Raw genomic sequence first — 19,085 nt, 5'->3', positions numbered from 1 at the left:
CCCCGCATGGCCAAGCGCCGCACAGTCAGGCCCTCGCGCGTCACCGAAGGACCGCTCACGCCCGACGACGTCGGAGACACCTCCGAGCCGCGCCGACGGCCTTCTCTCGATGAAGAACCAAGCGATGCCGACGTGATCCGCTTCAACGACGACTCCGTACGCTGCCGCCGCTGCAAGACGCTCCTCTACGACGACCTGGACTCATGCCCGCGCTGCGGCGAGGATATCGCGTCCGGCAAGAGCCGTTCCATGCCGTGGTGGGTGATCCTCGCCCTCGGGCTCGTCCTCGCCGCCATGGTCGCCCCAGCCGTCCTTCCCGTTCTGTTGCGCCTTTTCTGATCGTCGCGTGCCACGCGACTTCCACGCCGAAGGCCTCCCCGGGTTCTTCACCCTGAACGTCTACGCCCACGCCCACTCACCTTAGCCCCTCCTCGATCCGCACCGACACAAGGTGACGCGCCAAGGACGCGAATCCGCTCTCGATCGCACGCCACACCTCCACCACATCCTGATGACGCTTGAACTCGATCGTCAGAACCGGAATCCCCTGGTCCTGCCCGAAGTAACTCCCCAGCGAACCCGGCGTCGCGTACGACATCTCAGGAACGATCCGCCACCGCGGGTCGGTCGCCGCCGCACCATCCGCGAACGCCCGCGCAAACCCCAGCGCAGGACCATCAAAGTTCACGAACGGACCGTATGAGGTCGAATGAAAGATCACGATCAGATCCGGCTGATCGAACCGCACCACACTCGCGAGCAACTCCGCCTCCGGCTCCGAGAACGGCTTGTCCCCGTGACGGTCGCGCTTCTCGAAATTCCGTGCCGGAAAGTTCCGATTCAGATCCACGTTCCGAGAGTTCCCCCGACGCTCCAGCGCAGAACCATCCGGATTCAGATCGCGGATCACACGCCACGTCGCCGCGCCCGCCGCCGGCTCACGCGACAACTGCTCGGTCAGGCGCCCGATGCTCGGCAACGCCTCACGCTCATCCCCGTGGATCCCGCCCACCACCAGCACCCGCCGCGGCCCATCCCCCACCGTGATCGCCTCGATCGAACGCCCGCTCACCGAAAAACCGATCGTCCGCCACACGTCGCTGTCCGCCAGCTCCGCCGCCTTCAACTCGTCTGGCTCTCGCTTCTTCCCGGCGCAGCCGCCCACCCCCATCCCCAGCGCGATCGCGCACACCAAACCCACAACACACATCCGTCCCCGTCTACCAACACGCCCGCCCACACCCATCACACCCCTCCAACCCATCCCGCTCCCCGGCCGACACGCTGCCGACTCACCCGCTCTTGACTCACCCATTGCTCACTCCTCAATCCCCAGATCCGCCTTCGTGAACAGCGCATCGAACCGAATCCCCGCGGCTTCAACATTCTCTCTCGCGCCCTCCTGCCGGTCGATCGTCGCGATGATCCCCACAACCTCCGCGCCCGCCTCCCTCAACACGCCCACCGCCTCCAACGCCTGCCCCCCCGTCGTCGCCACATCCTCCAGCAGCACCACCCGATCCCCGCGCTCGACCCTCCCCTCCAGTTGCTTCGCCGTGCCGTACCCCTTCTTCGCGTTCCGCACGAACAGACACGGCAGCCCGCTCCGCAACGAAGCCGCCGTCACAAGAGGAATCCCTCCCAACTCCGCCCCCGCAAGCCGCACCACCGGCTCGCCGGGATACGAAGCCACCCGCTCAGAAAACAACACCCCCAGATGCACCAGAATCTCCGGACGCGTCGAGAACAAGTACTTGTCCAGGTAATACGACGACGTCCGACCCGAGCGAAGCGTGAATGTCCCCCGCAGAAGGGCGCACTCCGCGATCGCCCGTGCAAGCTGTTCCCTCGTCATGAATCGCTCCTGGGCCGCGTACGGCTCTGCCCCATACCGCTCCCGCACTCGATCGATGCGGCACATCACGACCAGCGTACCTCCCTCGCCCGATCCCGTCCCTCCTCTCCCGTCGCACCCGCGAAGATTGCGCCCACCACCGCATCCACCCCACCAAATCCCGCCACCCAGCCCCCTCCACACACTTGTGACACACCCGTGACCCTCACTTTGACCCCTTTCCAGAGGGTTCATGCATCCGTCCGCCAAAGGCGGACATAGATCCTTCCGATGGGGTGGGTTACCTATCGTTCCAGCGTTTCACCCGATGTTCGGGGGGGCCGAAGCAGTACCACCCCACCCCGCCCGAGCACCCCGTTTCACTCCGAGGTCTCACACATGAAACTCACGCGGCACACCCTCCTCATGGCGGCACTCACCACATCACCCCTCTTCGGATCCGCTCTCGCGCAGGTCGCGCCCCCGCCCCCGACAGCCCCAGAGAAGACCCCCGAGTACGTCCCCCCCGCTCCCAGCGTGCAGCCCGCTCCGCGCCCCGCCCAGCGCCAACCCGCGCGCCCCGCGGCTCAGCCCACCGGAGCACTCGGGCCCAACACCCCGCTCCCCGACATCCCCCACGAGAGTCTCGTCAAGATCGGTGACAACGGAAAGATCATCCGTCTCACCAAGCCCACCGAGTACGCCGCTGTCGCGGTCAACCCCGTCACCACAGGGCCCATCGCCACCGCCGAACTCGCGCACTTCATGCACGAGCGCCAGATGCAATTCGAGGAGATCGTCATCGAGAACCTCGACCTCGTTCTCGAGATCGAGGGCGGCTTCTTCCTCGAAATCGACTGGTCCGACCGAGCCAACTACGCCCAGGTCACCCAGCGCATCCGCCCCCTCGCCCCCGCCTCCCCCTTCGTCAAAGAGGCCCAGGCCCGCCAGATCATGACCCGCATCCAGGGACAGTTCAACGCCAAAATCGCACGCGAGTACGAGATGGCCGTCACGCGCGAGGCCCGCGCCGCCATGTCCCCCGATAATCCCGACTCAACCGGGCTCGTGATGGACACCATCATGCGCCTCAGCATCGGCGAGTCCCTCTACGCCTACGACAACCTCTGCGACGCCCTCGTCGCCAACCTCGCCGATGTCCGCGCCAAACTCAACCTGAACAGCGACGACCAGACCGCCTTCACCATCGCCGCCAAAGAGATCGACGCCGCCGCCGACCCCATCGCCAAGCGCGACCGCGCCAAGGCCCTCGTCGCCGACCTCTCGCTCGACAACGCACGCGCCGCCCTCACACTCGCACGCGAACTCCGTCCCCCCGCCGTTCTCCCCGAGATCCCCCCCTTCGAAGATCCCCGCGTCGTCATGACCAGCGATCCCGACGAGATCGCCGCCATGCGCGCCAAGCAGGCCGAGATCCAGGCAGAGATCGACGAAGAGATCGCCGCCGGCCGAGCCGCTATCGCAGGACCCGACAACAAGATGTACTTCAGAAACCCCGACGGCACCAACCGAGAGGCCACGCCCGAAGAACTCGCCCTCGCCAGAGAGCGTGCGGCAAACCGTGAAGAACGCAACCGCGGCGCAATCCGCAGAGCCGTCGAAGAAGTCCGCGCCCGCAAACTCGCCGAAAAGATCGAAGCCGAAGAAGCCAAGCAGAAAGCCGAACAGGCCGCCGGACCTAAGTAAACAGATCTTCTCCAGCTAGCACCATCGACACGGGCCGGCCCCCAAGGGCACGGCCCGTTTCTCTTTGCACACCCCCCACACACACCTGCACACCCCCCGACACACAAAACCATCACTCCCTCGACGCACCCGCATCCAAGGGCCGCATCAGCGGGAACAGCACCACATCACGGATCGTCCGCTGATTCGTCAGCAGCATCACCAGCCGATCAATCCCCAGCCCCATCCCGCCCGCGGGCGGCATCCCCACCTTCAGCGCATTGACAAAGTCCTCGTCGAACGTCCTGAACGTCGACTCCTCATCATCCAGCCCCGCCAACTGCTCCCTGAACTTCGCCGCCTGCACATCCGGATCGTTCAACTCCGTGTAGTGCGGCGCAATCTCCATCCCGCCAATAAACAGGTCCGCACGATCCGCCACCGTCGGATCCTCGCGATTCGGCCTCGTCAATGGCGAGATCGCGCTCGGATAATGCGTGATGAACGTCGGCCTCGCGTGATCCAGCGTCGGCTCCGCGAACTCCTCGAAGAGATTGTTCACGATCAGCCAGTGATCGAGCGCGACTCCCTTCTCGTCCTTCGCCTTCACACGCTTCTCCGCCGCGAGCCGCGCCACCGCGCCCCGATCACCCATCTCCACACCCAGAGCCCTCTTGAACAACTCTCCATACCTCACCCGCGCAAACGGCGATCCATAATCAATCACCATCTCACCAAACGGCAACGCAACACCCCCACCCGCACCCTCCTCCGCCGCCACCCCCTGCTCGCGCGCCGCGGCCTTCGCCGCTTCGCGCACCAACCACTCCGTCACCCCCATCACCGTCTCCATGTCCCCGAACGCGTGATACAGCTCCAGCATCGTGAACTCAGGATTGTGCCGCGCATCCAGCCCCTCGTTCCTGAAGTTCCGGTTGATCTCGTACACGCGAGGCAATCCCCCCACCAGCAACCTCTTCAGATACAGCTCCGGCGCGATCCGCATGAACAGCGAGATATCCAGCGCGTTCATGTGCGTCTTGAACGGCCGCGCTGCAGCGCCCCCCGCCAATGTCTGCAGCATCGGCGTCTCGACCTCCATGTACCCCATCCCGTCGAGCACACGCCGCACCAGCGACACGATCCGCGAGCGCAACTGGAAGACCTTCGTCGTCTCCGGGTTCGCCCACATATCCACATACCGCATCCGATACCGCAATTCCGGATCAGAGAGCCCCGCGTGCTTCTCCGGTGGCGGCAACAGACACTTCGCCCCCGGCATCACGCTCGACGCCCACACCGTCACCTCCCCCGTCCTCGTCTTCGTCAGCGGCCCCTCCGCCACCACGATGTCCCCCAGATCCATCGCCTTCGCCAGCGCAAACCCCCGCTCCCCGCAGTCCCTCTGGCTGATCGCAACCTGCAGGTCCCCCGACGCATCCCGCAGGTTGACCCACAGCAACTTCCCGTTGTCCCGCAGCAGCATCACCCGACCCGCAACCCTCACCACCGGACGCCGATCGACAAACCCCGGCTCCTTCCCCCCGGCCTTCTGCTCCGTATCCGCCTGCTCGTCATACCGCGCCGCCGCCTCCGCGAGCGACAGCAACCCATCCACCCGCTCCCCGTACGGATTCACACCCAGCCCCGACGCCACCTCGCGATTTGCGCGACGCTGCGCCTCCAGCGGATGCATCGTCTGGTCCGGATGGACAACCGCGGGATCGTTCGGATGGCCGGGCTGGTTCTCGCTCATATGCGTCTTCCTCTGGGGTGGCATTGCTCTCAGGAGCGGTGTGCCCGGCTCGTCGCCATCCATACGCCTCTTCTCGGCGCCACTATTCGTAGGTCCATTCGGGCCCCACTGTCTCGCCTGCTCCTCCTTCCTCTGTGTTCTCCGCGCCTCTGTGGTGAGTCCGTCTTCGCCCGAGGCCCCGCACCCCTTCTCAGTATCATGCGTACATGCTGACGGAGCGCCCCTCCGGGGAGGCCACGCCATGACCCCGCTCGCCATCCTCCAACACATCATCGTCTGGCTTCCCCTCGTCATCGGCGGCATCCTCCTCATCCGCGCCGGACTCCGAGGCCGACGCGTCAACGACCACCCCATCTGCCGCAGGTGCCGCTTCGATCTCGTCGGACTCGGCGCGGCATCTGTCGCCGACACGCCAGACACCGCTCTGGAGAGCGGTGCCACCAAATACCAGCCCACCAGCCACCCCGACCGCTGCCCCGAGTGCGGCACAGAACTGACCGGAAACACCCGCCGCGCACGCCGCGCCGTCATCAACGGCGAACGGCGCAAACGCTGGCGCCTCTTCGCCCTCGGTCTCGTGCTCCTCCTCTCCGGCCTGACCACCGGCTTCTGGCTTTCCTACAAACCCCTCGCCAAGTTCCCGTGGACCACCTGGATGCCCGACTGGGTGCTGGCCGCGATGATCGACTCGCCACACTCCACCCGCGGAGCCACAGTCGGACGAGAGATCATGCTCCGACTCCAGAACAACCGCTTCAGCGCATCCTCGACCGACCGCACAATCAGCTCGATCCTCGCCGCGCAGGCAGATCCGAACGTCCTTTGGTCCCCCGTGATGGGCGACATCGTCGAACGGGCCCGCGCGAACGGTGTGGTGAGCGACGATGCGATGAGCGCATACATCCAGCGTTCCTTTACCGCCACGGCCCGGGTTCGCCCGCGCGTCGGGAAAGACGAGCGTCTGGCATGGGAGACAGTGGTCATGTTCGGACGCACGGGCAACGGGCTCGGCCACGCCCGCGCCGGAAAGCCGGAGTTCGTGTTGAACCTGAAGTCCTCGAAGCACGCCCTCGTGATGCCGGGCGGCTCGTACCGCGAGCTGTCCGACGGGGGCAGCTGGTCCCGTTTCGTGTCAAACTCATCCACGTCGAACACAGGCGCATTCGAGCACGGTCTTCCGCCCGGCCGCCACGAGATCACGTTCCTCGTCCGCCTCTCCGGCCACGAGAACATGGACACGCACCTGACGAACAGCCCGCCCGCTGCGATCTACGTGCAGGATGTCGAGATCCCCATCGCCTTCGAGGTCGTCGATTCAACGCAGATCGCGGGCTCCGTCGACGAGTCCCAACGCGAAGCGGTCGAACGAGCGTTCGTCGTCTCGCTCCTCGAGATCAAGCCCGACCCGCCCGAAGCCGCTCGCGGCAACCAGGAAGGAATCGACGAACGCATCCGCCTCCACATCGATGCCCGATCCCCTCCGCTCCCCTACGCCTTCGAGGTCACGATGCGCCTCGGCGAACGAGCCATCCCTATGGGCCGCATGGTCGGCGATGCCATGAAGGGCCACATCATCCACGGCCTTTTCGACGCCGATCCGCTCATGAGCCCGATCCACGAGCCCCTTCCCCCGCTCGCGACCATCATCCTCACGCCCAATCCCGACCTGGCCAAGCATCGCGTCGACATCGCGGAAATATGGGGAGACTCGATCACGATCAAAGATGTCCCCATCACCATCATCAAACCTTCCGACACCCCCCGCGCCGACGAAGACGAGATTCCCGACGAGAACGAGTAGCTTGGTCCAACCGAGGCCTTGGCGGCACCGCTCCTGGTGGCACCCCTCTCCAGAGCGGTGTTCCCCTCACATCCCTTCTCAGTATCATGCGTACCTGCTGACGGAGCGCCGCTCCGGGGAGGCCACGCCATGACCCCGCTCGCCATCCTCCAACACATCATCGTCTGGATCCCCCTCGTCATCGGCGGCATCCTCCTCATCCGCGCCGGACTCCGAGGCCGACGCGTCAACGACCACCCCATCTGCCGCAGGTGCCGCTTCGATCTGGTTGGGCTGGCAGGATCAAACGCAGATGCCACCTCGCACCCCGACCGCTGCCCCGAGTGCGGCACAGAACTGACCGGAAACACCCGCCGCGCACGCCGCGCCGTCATCAACGGCGAACGGCGCAAACGCTGGCCCGTCCTCGCCCTCGGCCTCGCCCTCCTCCTCTCCGGCCTCACCACCGGCTTCTGGCTCTCCTACAAACCCCTCGCCAAGTTCCCGTGGACCACCTGGATGCCCGACTGGGTGCTGGCGGAGATGGTGGATTCGCCGAACGCGGCACGTAGCAAGCTAGTCGCTCAGGAGATCCTTCATCGCATTCGGTTGCGCAGGTTCGCGAGTGGGTCACACCATCGCGCAGTGCAGGCACTGCTCCATGTCAACGCTGATCCAGACGCCATGTGGACCGAGCACATGGGGGACATCATCGAAGGTGCCCGCGCCGCAGGTCAGGTCGGCGATGACGCATGGGCAACATACGCGTCAAACTCTGTCGCCCTGGTCCCGATGCCTCACGACCCCGTGGAACCCGGCGAACCGCTTCGCTGGATGGTCTCGGCCATCTTTCGTGCCGGAAGCGGGGTGCTGACACAGAAAGGCGAGCACGAGACCCGCGGCCTCACCGCCATTGTTGAGCCGCAGGTCCTCATTCTCGAGAACGGCGATCGCCTCGTTGCGCGAAGCACTCCGTTTCCTATCGCCCCGCACATGGGGCTGATGGTGCGCTTGCCGGTCGATGTTGCGATTCCGCATCTCCCGCCATCAGAGCAACGCGGCACGCTTGTCATTCGCGTGCGCTTCGGCGAGGGATTCGACAAGGCAACTTGGGACCTCGTAGAGCCCGTGTCTGTCGAACGGCTCGTGTCAGTTCCTGTCAAGTTCACCGTCGTGGCAACACGCTCGCCCCCTTCGCATGCCGCCGAATAGCCGCGGCCCCCCGTGCTCGCCACCCTATTCCCCCTCCGTGTTCCTCTCTGGCCTCCGTGGTGAATCCCCTTCTCCTGATCCCACCCCCCCCACGCAACACGCACGCCCCCCACCCGGTACCCTCAGGCGTGCCCCCCTTCCGCCTGAAGAACCCCCTCCTCTCCCGCATCGCCGCGCGATCACTTGCCGCGCCCGCGCTCGCCGCACTCATCCTCGCTTCCGCCCTCACCCCAGCATCCGCCCTCGCCCAGCCCCGAAGCTCACACATCGCCGAAATCTCACAAACGCCCTCCATCGCCGTCTGGTCCTGCTGGCTCTCGAACGGCACACGCCTCCACGCCAAGACACTCCCAGAGAACGCCGACGGAACCTTCGCCATCGCCCTCACCATCTCCGGCGGCGAATGTCTCGAACCACCCGGCAAACGCGGACTCGCCGCCGCCGCCGCCGCCGGATGGTCCCTCCCCAAGTCCCCAACCCCCGCACAGGCAGAAACCATCCGCCGCTACCTCGACTCGCAGATCCGCTTCAGCGCAGTCGCCCACACCGACGCCCTCCAGCTCTGGATCACAGGTCCCGAGACCGACCTACCCATCGGACTCGACATCGCCGCGCTCCTCATCGAACAACCAGACATCGACGCCGACGCGATGAACGCCCGCCTCCAGGCCTTCAAAGACCTCATCGCTTCCAGCGACCCCGACCGCGCCGCCGTCGACGCACTCCGCGCCGCAACCCTCCCCTCCACCATGTCCGCGGCACGCCCCCTCCTCGCCTCCGATCTCTCCGCCATCGATCCCGCCGCCGCCGCCGAATGGCTCGCCGCCGCAACCATGCAGGGCTCGATCGAAGCCGCCATCGCAAGCCGCCGCCCCGCGCCCGACACCCTCGCCCTGGCCGCCGATTCACTCGGCCCCCTCCCCGGCCGCTCGCGCATCAGCCCCACCACCCTCGGCGAACTCCGCGACGCGCCCCCGCCAGACCTCCGCACCATCACGGTCAGAGAACGCTGCAACCAGCCCCACGCCTCCCGCGCCATCGTCGCCGTTGTCGGCCCGCGCCGCGCCGAACTCTCCGAGCGCCGCGCCCTCGCGCTCGCCGCCTTCATCCTCGACGAACGCCTCGAAGCCGACCCGAACCTCTCCGGCGATGTCCGCGTCTTCCCCACCAACCCCGCCGGACGATCCCCGCGCTCCGTCATCGCCGCCATGATCGCCTCCGATGCACCCGATGCCGATCCCGCCGGCCAAGCCGACATCCTCGCGCAGCACCTCGCGCGGCTCGCCGCTCAAGAGCCCTCAGAATCCGAACTCAATGACGCACGCAACCGCATCGCCTCCATCCTCGCGCGCCAAGACCTCTCCGCCGAAGCGTGGGCCTCCAAACTCGCGACCCTCACCTACGACGGACTCTCACCCGCATCCCTCGCCCGAGCTTTCGAGGAATACCGCACCATCACCCCGGACCAGGTCACAACCGCCCTCCGCGCCAGCTGGTCACCCGCCAACACCGTGCGCATCACCATCGAACGCACACCCGCGCACAACTGACTCCCGCACCAACCTGCGCGCCCAGCGCGCTACCCCACCTGCACGTCCCGCGTCTCGTGGATCATGTTGTCACCCTTCTTCGAGCGAATCCCCAGCAGCGGACGCGACGGATCCTTCTCACCCACAACCCAACCCTCGAGCACCATCACCTCCAGCGCCTGGATCGCCTGCTGCAACTCAAAGTTCGCACGCGCAGGAGACATCCCGCGCTCACGCTGATACGACGCGATCACCATGCGGCACATCTCCGTAATGTCCGACGTCCGCTCCATCACCTTCAGCCACATCGCGTACGCACCCATCAGCGGCATCGTGAACTGCTTCCGCTTGTAGCACGGCACCCGCACGATCTTCCCCGCCCGATACACCGGATACTCCGCCCGCTCAGCCCCCTCAAGATTCGGCCGGAAGACGTTGAAGTCGTTCACCTGCCACCCCACCGCCTCCTGCGCATCCTCCGCACCGAGGAACCTCCCCGCGACCTCCTTCGCCCCCGCCACATCAAGCCCGCCGATCCCCGCCCGACCCGGGATGTCCTCCATGAACCCGCCGTTCGAGATCCACCGGAACGCCTCCTTCGGCGACAACTCGATCCCCGCGTCCTTCGCGATCCGCGTCGTCATGTCCTCCAGGTCCGTGAAGCACCCATTCCCCGCGTACCAGAAGTCCGCGAACCGGATGTGCTGGTTGATCCGCCGCCGCTGCAGCGACTCATAATGCTCGCACAACCACGCGCGATCGTGCTCCCCGCGCTCCATCGCCATGATCGCGTACGCCAGCTCCCGCGCCCCCGCGTGCGTCAGCATCATCCCCGCGGACAGAATCGGATCCGCAAACCCCGACGCCTCGCCCACCAGGTACCAGTTCTCGCCCACCATCCGCTGCGCGATGAACGACCAGTCCTTCGTCGATGTCACCTTCCCGCCCCGCCGCGCGTTCTTCGTGTGCTTCACGATCAACGGGTCCTGCTGCATCGCCCACGCGTACAGCTCCTCCGGCGACTTCCCGCACGACTTGTAATACTCCGCCGGACACACCAGCCCCACCGACACCCGCGTCGCTCGCACCGGGATGAACCACATCCACCCGATCCCGATCGACATGATGAAGATCCGCGTCGCACCCTTCCCGATCGTCACCGCCCACTCCGCATCGTCCCAGTAATCCCAGAACGCCACGTTCTTGATGTTCCCCGGATAATCACACTCAACACCCATCCCGCGCCGCAGAATCCCCGCATCTCCCGATGCATCCACATAATGCTTCGCCGTCACCACGCTCCCATCCGAGAGACGCAGCCCATCCACCCGATCGCCCGTCCGCAGGATCTCCCGCACCGAAGTCCCCTGCCGCACCTCCGCCCCCGTCTCCGCCGCATGATCCAGCAGGATCTTGTCATACGCCGACCGCTCGACCTGCAACGCCGTGAACATCCGCTGCCCCGCGTACGGCGCGGGCCGCGGATCGTCCCGGTACTGACCGAACGGAATGAACTCAAAGTCCCACAGGTCCTTCGTCGCCCCCCACCGATACGTCCCACCCAGCTTGATCGGAAACTGCTCCGCCTCCACCTTCTCCCAGCACCCCATCTCCTTCAGAATCGCACCGATCAACGGCAACTGGCTCTCACCGATGTGCTCGCGCGGAAAGACCTCCCGCTCGATCACCAGCACACGCAGCTCCGGCATGTACTTCTTCAGCAGCGTCGAACACGTCGAGCCGCCCGGCCCCCCCCCGATGATCGCCACGTCATAGTCCGCCCCACCACCACCACCAACCCCCCCACCAACACCGCTCCCCCCAACCCCATTCCCAATGGGCGCACCGTTCCCCGACGTTCCGTTCGAAACCATCGCAACACCCCTTTTCACGAAGCGATCCAACCAGCCAATCGCCTTCACGCGGCCACGAGTCGGCCGACCCCCCACCTTACCACATCACCCCCACACACCACAAGACCTTTCCCCCCCCCACCCTCAACCCACCCAAAAACAAAGCCGGCACGCCCCCGTGGACGTGCCGGCCCTACGTGCTTCTGGCTAGATCGGCTCTCCGAGCCGTGTCCCGAATTGAACAGCACCCCCTCATTCACACCCTGCGCCAAGCGCATCAAGGAACGCAAGCACATCCATGATGTCGAATACGCCGTTCTGATCGAAGTCAGCGCGGATGGCATCACATCCCGCCTCGCCCGAGTGGCAGTCCGCGTATGCCTGAAAGTAATCGAGCAGATCCACGATGTCCGCATCGCCGTCACAGTTCAAGTCCGCCTCGCACGGCAGATCAAAGGTCATGGGAAGGCCGAACACGCGCGCGGCCTCACCGATATCAACGGTTCCCAGCATCACGCATCGGCTACCCAATCGCGCGAACGAGTAATCTTCAACGCTATCATCTCGCTGCGAAAACAACCCCGTCACCTCCACCCACCTTCCTCCGTGGAGTACCGCGGCACGCTGATTCGATAGAAAGACCGCGATGCCGGTTTCGTCGCCCCCGCGAATTCGCAGATAGCCCGTGAAGGGCGGCTCCATCCGGGTCCAGTTCGATCCGTCCCAACGGGCGAGCGTCGCCCCCTCGCCGGTCTCGTTGATAGTGAAGTTGCCCGCCGCGATCAGTTGACCACGATAAGAAACCGCGCTCCCGACGCCACCCGAAAGCCCCGCGCCCAGCTCGCGCCACACCGATCCATCGAACGCGCTGATCAACGCCACCGGATCAGAATCACCCGTGGTGGAAGCCCCGGTGAGTATGAGTTCTCCGTCGTGCTCGCACAGCTCATACGATCCTGTAACGGATGTGATGCCCGTGACACGCGTCAGCACATCTTCATCAAGACGATGCAGCGACACTCCATTCTCATTCTGCCCGAGCACATAGAGCACGTTGTCCACCGTCCCGAGACGCAAACCCTTCAGCCACGCCGAATCGTACCGAGGCACGACCCACTCTCCCGACGCTTCGCGAATCGCGATCCCGTCTCTCGACTCATTCTGCATCATGAACGCGCCTGTGATCACCAGGCGATCGCCCAGCATGGTCATCCGCCGCACAGTCTCTCGGTTGTTGTCGGCGAACACAATCGGGCACGGGATCGCTTCGACGCCGCTCGCCGTGATCCTCGCGATCCCCGGAGAAGAGACGCCGCCGATAGACGTGAATGAACCGCACGCGATGATGCCGTCCCCGTCGGGCAAGAGCGACCGCACAGTTCCGTTCAACCCGTCGTCAGCCGACGTCCACATGCGCCCGGTCCATCTCGCCACACCGCCCACAGCGCGCGTCGTTGTTGCCATCATCTGCTCACCGGCCGCGATGAGATCCCCCCTATGAAACGAGAGCGAGTAGGTGGCATGTCTGAGAACGGGTGAAAGGTGCCCCTCCAGTGCCTTCCACACGCCGTCGGACAGGCGAAACACATCCATCGGCACGTTGATGTAAGGAGTGCCGAGCCCCGTGCCCACGACCACATCTCCATCGAGCGCCGCAAGCGACAACGCCGTCGCGCCGCCCAACCCCGAGCCCGCGCCCGACCACTCAGCCCCATTCCATCTGTACACGCTTGGGCCGCTTGACGATGTCGGAACAACACCCACATGCAACGCGCCCCCGGCGCTCACGATCGACTTGCCTTCAAAGGCGAGCCCCGAACCGAGCGCGTGCCATGAAACCCCGTCGTATCGGGCGACACGCGAGATCAGTCCGCCGCTCCCGCTCACGAATGACCCCGCCACATGCAACTCCCCGGCGTGGAACGCCATAGCCCATATGCCCCCTGTGGTCGGAGCGGGCAACTTGGCGGTGCGGTACATCTCGCCGTCCCATCTCACGATCGGCGACGAAGACGTCGTATCGTCGTCAGCCGAGAGCCTCTCGCTGGCGATGAAGAGCGACTCTCCGTCCGAGAGAAGCGCCTGGACATACCGAAACGGCCCCAACCCGGGACCGGGACGGTTCTCAAAGAGTCTCCAACCATCTGGTGTCAACTCGATCAGTCCACGCGCACCGATAATCTCGCTCTCGCCGACCGATCTCACAAAGTCAAAGTCGCCGCCCAGAATGAGTCTCCCCTGGTGCACAGCGAGCGCATGGACGTCCGAAGACAACACAAAGTCCACGCCGAATGATCGCCACCTCGTCCCGTCCCACGCCGCGACGTTCTCCGCGGGTACGCCATTGACCCTATCGAAGTTTCCCGCAATCACCAGCCACTCGGGTTCTGGCCCATCACCGTCAGGGTCCCAGCCCACGGACGCCCGCACGATCCCGCGCAATGTCGATCGACGCGCTCCCCGATTGAACTCCACCAGCGTCTCCGCAGGAACGAGACATTGCGCCGACACGCTCCCGATGCCAACACCCGCTCCCAGCGCGCCGCCCACACCGTGTCCCAACTCACTGAGCAACAGGCCAATACCCATCGCCGCCACCAATCGCAACACATCCACGCTCGCACGCCAATCACTCATCACGCACATCCTCTCGGTTACGCGGCTGATCCCCCGCTGCCGATCTCTACCAAAAACCACCCTCCACTCACCCTTACTACGCAGTGCCATCCCCGACTTAGCAGCAACGCAAAAATGTACTCGACCCCCACCCTCACCCCACCCCACCCTCAACCCGCCCCAAAAACAAAGCCGGCACGCCCCCGTGGACGTGCCGGCCCTTCGTGCCTGTATCCCAAATGCCCAATGCCTAATGCCTAATGCCTAATGCCCAATGCCTTCCCCATCACCCGAGCGCCGCGGCACCCGAAATAATCTCCGTCAACTCCGTCGTGATCTGCGCCTGACGCGCCCTGTTGTACGCGCGGCTCAAACGCTTCCCCATCTTCCCCGCGTTGTCCGTCGCCGCCTTCATCGCCACCATCCGCGCCACGTGCTCCGACACGATCGCATCGTTGAAGCACTGGAACAACGCCGCCTTCAACGCCGCCGGCAGCAGCGAATCCATCAACTCCTTCGGCGATGGGCTGAACTCAAACGCCATCCCCCCCGCACCCGCACCGGCCGCCGCATCCTTCTGCTCCCCCGCATCCGGCTCAAACGGCAGCAACTGCTTGATCTCCGCCGCCTGCTTCCCCGCCGAGATGAACCGCATATACACAACCCTCACCCCGGAGATCTCCCCGCGGATGAAGCGATCGATGTACGTCTGCGCCAACGCCTCGACGCTCGCATACGTCGGCGTGTCCCCGAAGTGCGTGTGGTGCGTCGCCACGTTGATCTTGTTGAACTTCAGCGTCGCCAGACCCTTCTTCCCCACCAGCTCGATCTCGCCCTCACGGGCGCCCGGCGTGTTCCGGAAGTGCTCCATCGTCCGACGCAGAATCGCGCCGTTGTAAGGCCCGCACAACCCGCGATCGCTCGTGATCACCAGCGTCAGCATCTTCGCGTCCGCACCCGGCTTCGCGTCGATCAGCGGATGGCTCACATCCCCCGCGGCACTCGCCATCTTCCCCACCAGATCGAACAACGCCGCCGTGTACGGCTTGCTCGCGACCGCGCGCTGCTGCGCCCGAGCAAACTTGCTCGTCGCGATCATCTGCATCGTCTTCGTGATCCGCCGGATGTTGCCGACGGCCTTCATACGCTTCTTGATCTCGCGTGACTTACCCATAGGGGCGGAAGCGTAGGCCTGCAGCCCATTCCACATCCCAACTCGCGACCCGACACCCCCCCACCCCCGACCCATCTGTCCCCTCACACAAGCCGAATCCGCTCGCTGACCACCCTTTCTCAAGACGGGCTCGCGAGTCCCGCCGATACCGACGCTTCCATGTCCTCCTTCGTTACCCACACGAACACACACTTTCCCTCGCTTCGCGCAGCCCAAAGCATCCCCATCTCCCGCTTCGCCTGCTCATCAGGAATCTGCTCGCCGCGCTTCCCCTTGTACTCAATTGCCGCGTACCTGCCATCATGCAGAACGGCGATGAAATCCGGATAGAACTTCTGCCGCAGCCCCGGCATCCAGAACGACTTCGGATGTCTCTCGATATTCCTGATCCAGTGCTTCGTATTGGGATGCGCATCGATCAACTGCGCACACAACCGCTCATCGTTGTTCATGTCACCGATAAACGGGAAGAAGTGCCGCGGAAATGACTTCCGGTCCGTCGTCGCTCGCAAGTCTCCCGGATAGTCCGATCGCGCGGAGTCGAGTGCAAAGATGAGCGACGGGTGAGGTGGAGTCACCGAAACAACCAGCCGCCCGAGTAGCGACTGAAACACGTGCCGCTCAATCTGCGATCGATGCTCCTCCACGCGCGCCGCGATCGCCCGCGCAAGCCTCCATCGCACGGGAGACAGCCGCTCAACCGACAGGTTCTGCGCCCGCGTCAACCACAACAGCACTCGATCGATGTACGCCCGCTTCGCATCCTGCGTAACTGTTCGATCCTCGATCGAGCGATCGAGCCACGCCGACAACTCCTCGAGTGTCCGTGGTCCGCCCTGATCCATCCATGACACCGCCGCCGCAACCTCGCCCTTGTATTGGTCCACCCACGCCCCGTCTTCATCCGGTGCGACCTCAAACTCACGCACCGTCCCCGGCGAAGCGTCGAAATGCCCCAACTCGTGCGAACATTCATCCAAGGTCCACGCCGTCTCCCGATGCTGGGCCTCAAACAGTGAGAGCCCGCCCTCCGCGTGCGGGTCTTGAATCGCCAACGCCGGAATCCTGAATAGCTCCCCAAGCTCAGACGCGCTCGTCCCCTCCCCCGCAAGCGCACGCTTGAACCGCTTCGCGGCAATCTTGTCCCGCCCCCCCTCCAGCACACTCTCCACCCGCGCCGCCGCCCGCTCATCCAGCATGTCGCCGCGATACAGGATCGTCGTTGTCCCCGCCAGCGGTGCGGGCTCGAATCTCACATCCCCAGGCACCGCCGACGCGATCGCCGTCTTCTGCTCCTCACTCAACACCGCATCAACGAACACCGGGATCTCACGGTTCCGGAACAGAGGCGCCGGCTCGTCATCCCGCCGCTCCGCGCCGCGATCCTCAATGACCGCCCCCTCCGCCTCATCGCGGCTGAATCCCGCGTCCACCAGCGCATCCTTCAGATTCGTCGCCGCATCCCCGAACGCCCCGCTCGAAGTGAAGCAGTACGCCCTGTTCAGCGACTCATCATGCTTCAGCGTGACATTCGGCATCCGCAGCACCCGCCCCAGGATCTGCTCCACCGCGATCGAGCTCGAAAGCGTCGCGATCGTGCACAGCACATACGCGAACGGACAGTCCCACCCCTCGCCCAACGCATCCACCGTGATCACATAGTTCACGGGACACTCCGGACTGAGGATGTTCGCGGGAAGGTCCTTCCGTCCACCCACATGAATCACGACCTCCTCCTCAGTCGCGTATCCCTCCTTGATCAAGTGCTCCCGCAGCACATCCACCGTCACGTTGTTGCTCCCCGTGACGTTGTCCTCCGCCTTGAACAGCACGATCGGCCGGATGTACTCCCCCGTCTTTCTCCCCTCCTCCTCCGCAGCCCGCGCCAGCTCCTTTCGTTTGGCCACCGCCAGCCGCACCGCATCCGTCCACTGCTTGGACTCCCGCAGCACAATCGGCGCCTTGATCATGTTCTCGATCTTCAGATCCCGCGCCGACTTCTCCACCACCACATTGCTCGGAACCCTGTCCTTTCCCTTCACATGGGGCGTTGCCGTGAACTCCACCACCGCACGCGGCGAGAACCGCTTCAGCGTCTCGAACGTCCGCTTCGTCCGGAACTTGTGCCCCTCATCGATGATCACGATCGGCTTGCGCAGCCGCAGCACGTTCCCCAGCGAGTACACCGGCTGGCCCGACGGTCCCCGCTCCACGACCGCAAGCGCCTTCTCGCTCGCACCGTCAAAGTGCCCCATCAGGTCACCGTTGGCCGGCTGGTACACGCGCCGCCCGTCCGTGCTGTCCACCCGCCACGACTGCACCGTTGACACGATCACCGAGCACGATCCGCTCAGCACCGCGGGCGTCACCGACAACGCCTCCTCCACATCCAAAATCGTCACCTGACCGCCAAACGCCCCCGCCAGCGCCTTCCTCGCGCGGCTGCCTCTGTCCCTCAACACCCCAAGCGTCTGTTGCACAATCGCATCCGACGGCGCAAGCCACAACACCACCTGCCGTTCCGCCAGCACATAGTCATGGCACACCCTCCCCACCGCGTGCGCCGCCAGCAACGTCTTCCCGCCCCCCGTCGGAATCCGCACGCACACATAGGGAAAGGCCTCGCTCTCTTTCCACTCGGGAATGGGTTGGTACTCGCCGCTCGGCCTCCGCTTGGCGTTGAACGCACGCGCCGCGTCCGTCGCCTGCGCTGCCCGCAGGAACTCCGAGAGCTCCTGAAGCGCCTCCTCCTGATAGATCTTCAGCCCGGTGGTCACGCTTCGCATCCTTGTGCGTCGTCACTCGGCGGCAGCGGCTTGGCCCCCTTTGTGATGGATCGCTTCTCACTCTCCACTCGGCGTTCGAGCTTCTTGATATCCTCCGCGGGCGGCAACGCCTCGGGCTGTATGCCACGCTCTCCGAGCAACTTGCGCACGTCCTTGTTGTTCTGGACGTGCTCACTCGTGATGGCCGCCTCTGTGCGCAGGTCCTTGTCCTTGATATTGAAGTTCGTGATCTCGCTCGCGAAGTCCTTGGCTTTGATCGTGATCGTGGGCAAGAAGTCCGCCAGCGCGCGCCCCTTTGGCACCCCCAGCTTCTTCTTCATGTCCTCCGTCGTCCGCCCCCCGAACAGCGCCGCGTCGCCCTTGCTACGGATCATCCCAAAGCTCTTCTCGTTCCCGACGCGCTCATAGATGATGCCGGACAACGCCTTCTCCGTGCCCGTCAGCTTCTCCCGCGCCGCGAGCCGTTCGACCTCTTCCAGCCGCTGTTCAACCAACTCCTGCTTTCGAGTCTGCAGGGCGAAGTACGTCTGTGCAAAGGCCACCTGTGTCTTGCGCGGATCTCCATTCTGGGCAATGAGATAGCACGCATAGCGCGTCAGCACGAAGTCTGGGACCTCCCGCTTCGCCCCCGAGCCGAGATCGACCATTGTGCCGACGTCGGCAAAATGGTCGTTCGGATCCTGTCCGCTGTTCGCGCAAGCGGTCTTGGCCCGCTCGACGACCTGGACAAAGTTGTCCCACTTCGTGTACCCGAGAACGTCCTGTAGTTCCCGTCCGTGCCAGTACTCCACCCCTTCTCGCTCCCGAGTGATCCCTTGAAAGACGCCGCAGTACTGCTGAACCAGTTCTCTTTTCATGG

At 64.7% G+C, this 19,085-nt stretch carries 13 protein-coding genes; 5 read left to right on the top strand and 8 right to left on the bottom strand.

From position 1 onward, the window contains the following. Positions 1-6 precede the first annotated feature (6 nt). Positions 7-339, top strand: a complete 333-nt coding sequence (locus KF838_12775; GenBank protein QYK47653.1) for a hypothetical protein — start codon at positions 7-9, stop codon at positions 337-339. 76 nt (positions 340-415) lie between these two features. Here KF838_12775 and KF838_12770 read toward each other — a convergent pair whose 3' ends face one another. Further along, complete coding sequence (locus KF838_12770) at positions 416-1,315, bottom strand: DUF2817 domain-containing protein (GenBank protein QYK47652.1); 900 nt, start codon at positions 1,313-1,315, stop codon at positions 416-418. 3 nt (positions 1,316-1,318) lie between these two features. Beyond that, a complete protein-coding gene (gene pyrE / locus KF838_12765; protein QYK47651.1) occupies positions 1,319-1,855 on the bottom strand; it encodes an orotate phosphoribosyltransferase in 537 nt (178 codons plus the stop codon). 378 nt (positions 1,856-2,233) lie between these two features. Here pyrE and KF838_12760 point away from each other — a divergent pair, with 378 nt between their 5' ends. Further along, positions 2,234-3,541, top strand: a complete 1,308-nt coding sequence (locus KF838_12760; protein QYK47650.1) for a hypothetical protein — start codon at positions 2,234-2,236, stop codon at positions 3,539-3,541. Between the two features lie 112 nt (positions 3,542-3,653). Here KF838_12760 and lysS read toward each other — a convergent pair whose 3' ends face one another. Beyond that, positions 3,654-5,276 carry a lysine--tRNA ligase gene (gene lysS / locus KF838_12755; GenBank protein ID QYK47649.1) on the bottom strand — a complete coding sequence of 541 codons (1,623 nt, stop codon included), beginning with the start codon at positions 5,274-5,276 and terminating at the stop codon, positions 3,654-3,656. Between the two features lie 241 nt (positions 5,277-5,517). On the opposite strand from lysS, the gene KF838_12750 reads away from it, so the two are divergent. The 3 genes from KF838_12750 to KF838_12740 all read left to right on the top strand — a co-directional run bounded on the left by KF838_12750 (position 5,518) and on the right by KF838_12740 (position 9,818). Further along, complete coding sequence (locus tag KF838_12750) at positions 5,518-7,077, top strand: hypothetical protein (GenBank protein QYK47648.1); 1,560 nt, start codon at positions 5,518-5,520, stop codon at positions 7,075-7,077. A 129-nt stretch (positions 7,078-7,206) separates the two neighbouring features. Further along, complete coding sequence (locus KF838_12745) at positions 7,207-8,268, top strand: hypothetical protein (protein ID QYK47647.1); 1,062 nt, start codon at positions 7,207-7,209, stop codon at positions 8,266-8,268. A 128-nt stretch (positions 8,269-8,396) separates the two neighbouring features. Continuing rightward, a complete protein-coding gene (locus tag KF838_12740) occupies positions 8,397-9,818 on the top strand; it encodes a hypothetical protein (protein QYK47646.1) in 1,422 nt (473 codons plus the stop codon). Between the two features lie 29 nt (positions 9,819-9,847). Here KF838_12740 and KF838_12735 read toward each other — a convergent pair whose 3' ends face one another. The 5 genes from KF838_12735 to dinD form a co-directional block, all read right to left on the bottom strand. Then, positions 9,848-11,566 (bottom strand): tryptophan 7-halogenase, encoded by a 1,719-nt coding sequence (locus tag KF838_12735; GenBank protein QYK47645.1) that lies wholly within the window; start codon positions 11,564-11,566, stop codon positions 9,848-9,850. A 336-nt stretch (positions 11,567-11,902) separates the two neighbouring features. Continuing rightward, positions 11,903-14,287: a hypothetical protein gene (locus tag KF838_12730; GenBank protein ID QYK47644.1), complete on the bottom strand. Its 2,385-nt coding sequence runs from the start codon at positions 14,285-14,287 to the stop codon at positions 11,903-11,905. 265 nt (positions 14,288-14,552) lie between these two features. Next, complete coding sequence (gene atpG / locus KF838_12725) at positions 14,553-15,440, bottom strand: ATP synthase F1 subunit gamma (protein ID QYK47643.1); 888 nt, start codon at positions 15,438-15,440, stop codon at positions 14,553-14,555. A gap of 119 nt (positions 15,441-15,559) precedes the next feature. Continuing rightward, entirely contained in the window at positions 15,560-18,217 is a 2,658-nt protein-coding gene (locus tag KF838_12720) for a DEAD/DEAH box helicase family protein (protein QYK47642.1), read from the bottom strand. Further along, positions 18,214-19,083 (bottom strand): DNA damage-inducible protein D, encoded by an 870-nt coding sequence (dinD, locus tag KF838_12715; GenBank protein QYK47641.1) that lies wholly within the window; start codon positions 19,081-19,083, stop codon positions 18,214-18,216. Before dinD ends, KF838_12720 begins: the two co-directional genes overlap by 4 nt. Positions 19,084-19,085 lie beyond the last annotated feature (2 nt).

The sequence above is a fragment of the Phycisphaeraceae bacterium genome (assembly GCA_019454185.1).
GTDB lineage: Bacteria > Planctomycetota > Phycisphaerae > Phycisphaerales > UBA1924 > JAHBWV01.
This window is presented reverse-complemented; position numbering and strand designations above follow the sequence as displayed.

What these genes read in the sequence shown, in the direction of transcription:
- atpG (QYK47643.1), bottom strand. Translation starts at nt 15,440, where the DNA reads ATGGGTAAGTCACGCGAGATCAAGAAGCGTATGAAGGCCGTCGGCAAC.
- KF838_12750 (QYK47648.1), top strand. Translation starts at nt 5,518, where the DNA reads ATGACCCCGCTCGCCATCCTCCAACACATCATCGTCTGGCTTCCCCTC.
- KF838_12770 (QYK47652.1), bottom strand. Translation starts at nt 1,315, where the DNA reads ATGGGTGAGTCAAGAGCGGGTGAGTCGGCAGCGTGTCGGCCGGGGAGC.
- KF838_12775 (QYK47653.1), top strand. Translation starts at nt 7, where the DNA reads ATGGCCAAGCGCCGCACAGTCAGGCCCTCGCGCGTCACCGAAGGACCG.
- KF838_12760 (QYK47650.1), top strand. Translation starts at nt 2,234, where the DNA reads ATGAAACTCACGCGGCACACCCTCCTCATGGCGGCACTCACCACATCA.
- pyrE (QYK47651.1), bottom strand. Translation starts at nt 1,855, where the DNA reads ATGACGAGGGAACAGCTTGCACGGGCGATCGCGGAGTGCGCCCTTCTG.
- KF838_12745 (QYK47647.1), top strand. Translation starts at nt 7,207, where the DNA reads ATGACCCCGCTCGCCATCCTCCAACACATCATCGTCTGGATCCCCCTC.
- lysS (QYK47649.1), bottom strand. Translation starts at nt 5,276, where the DNA reads ATGAGCGAGAACCAGCCCGGCCATCCGAACGATCCCGCGGTTGTCCAT.
- KF838_12730 (QYK47644.1), bottom strand. Translation starts at nt 14,287, where the DNA reads ATGAGTGATTGGCGTGCGAGCGTGGATGTGTTGCGATTGGTGGCGGCG.
- dinD (QYK47641.1), bottom strand. Translation starts at nt 19,083, where the DNA reads ATGAAAAGAGAACTGGTTCAGCAGTACTGCGGCGTCTTTCAAGGGATC.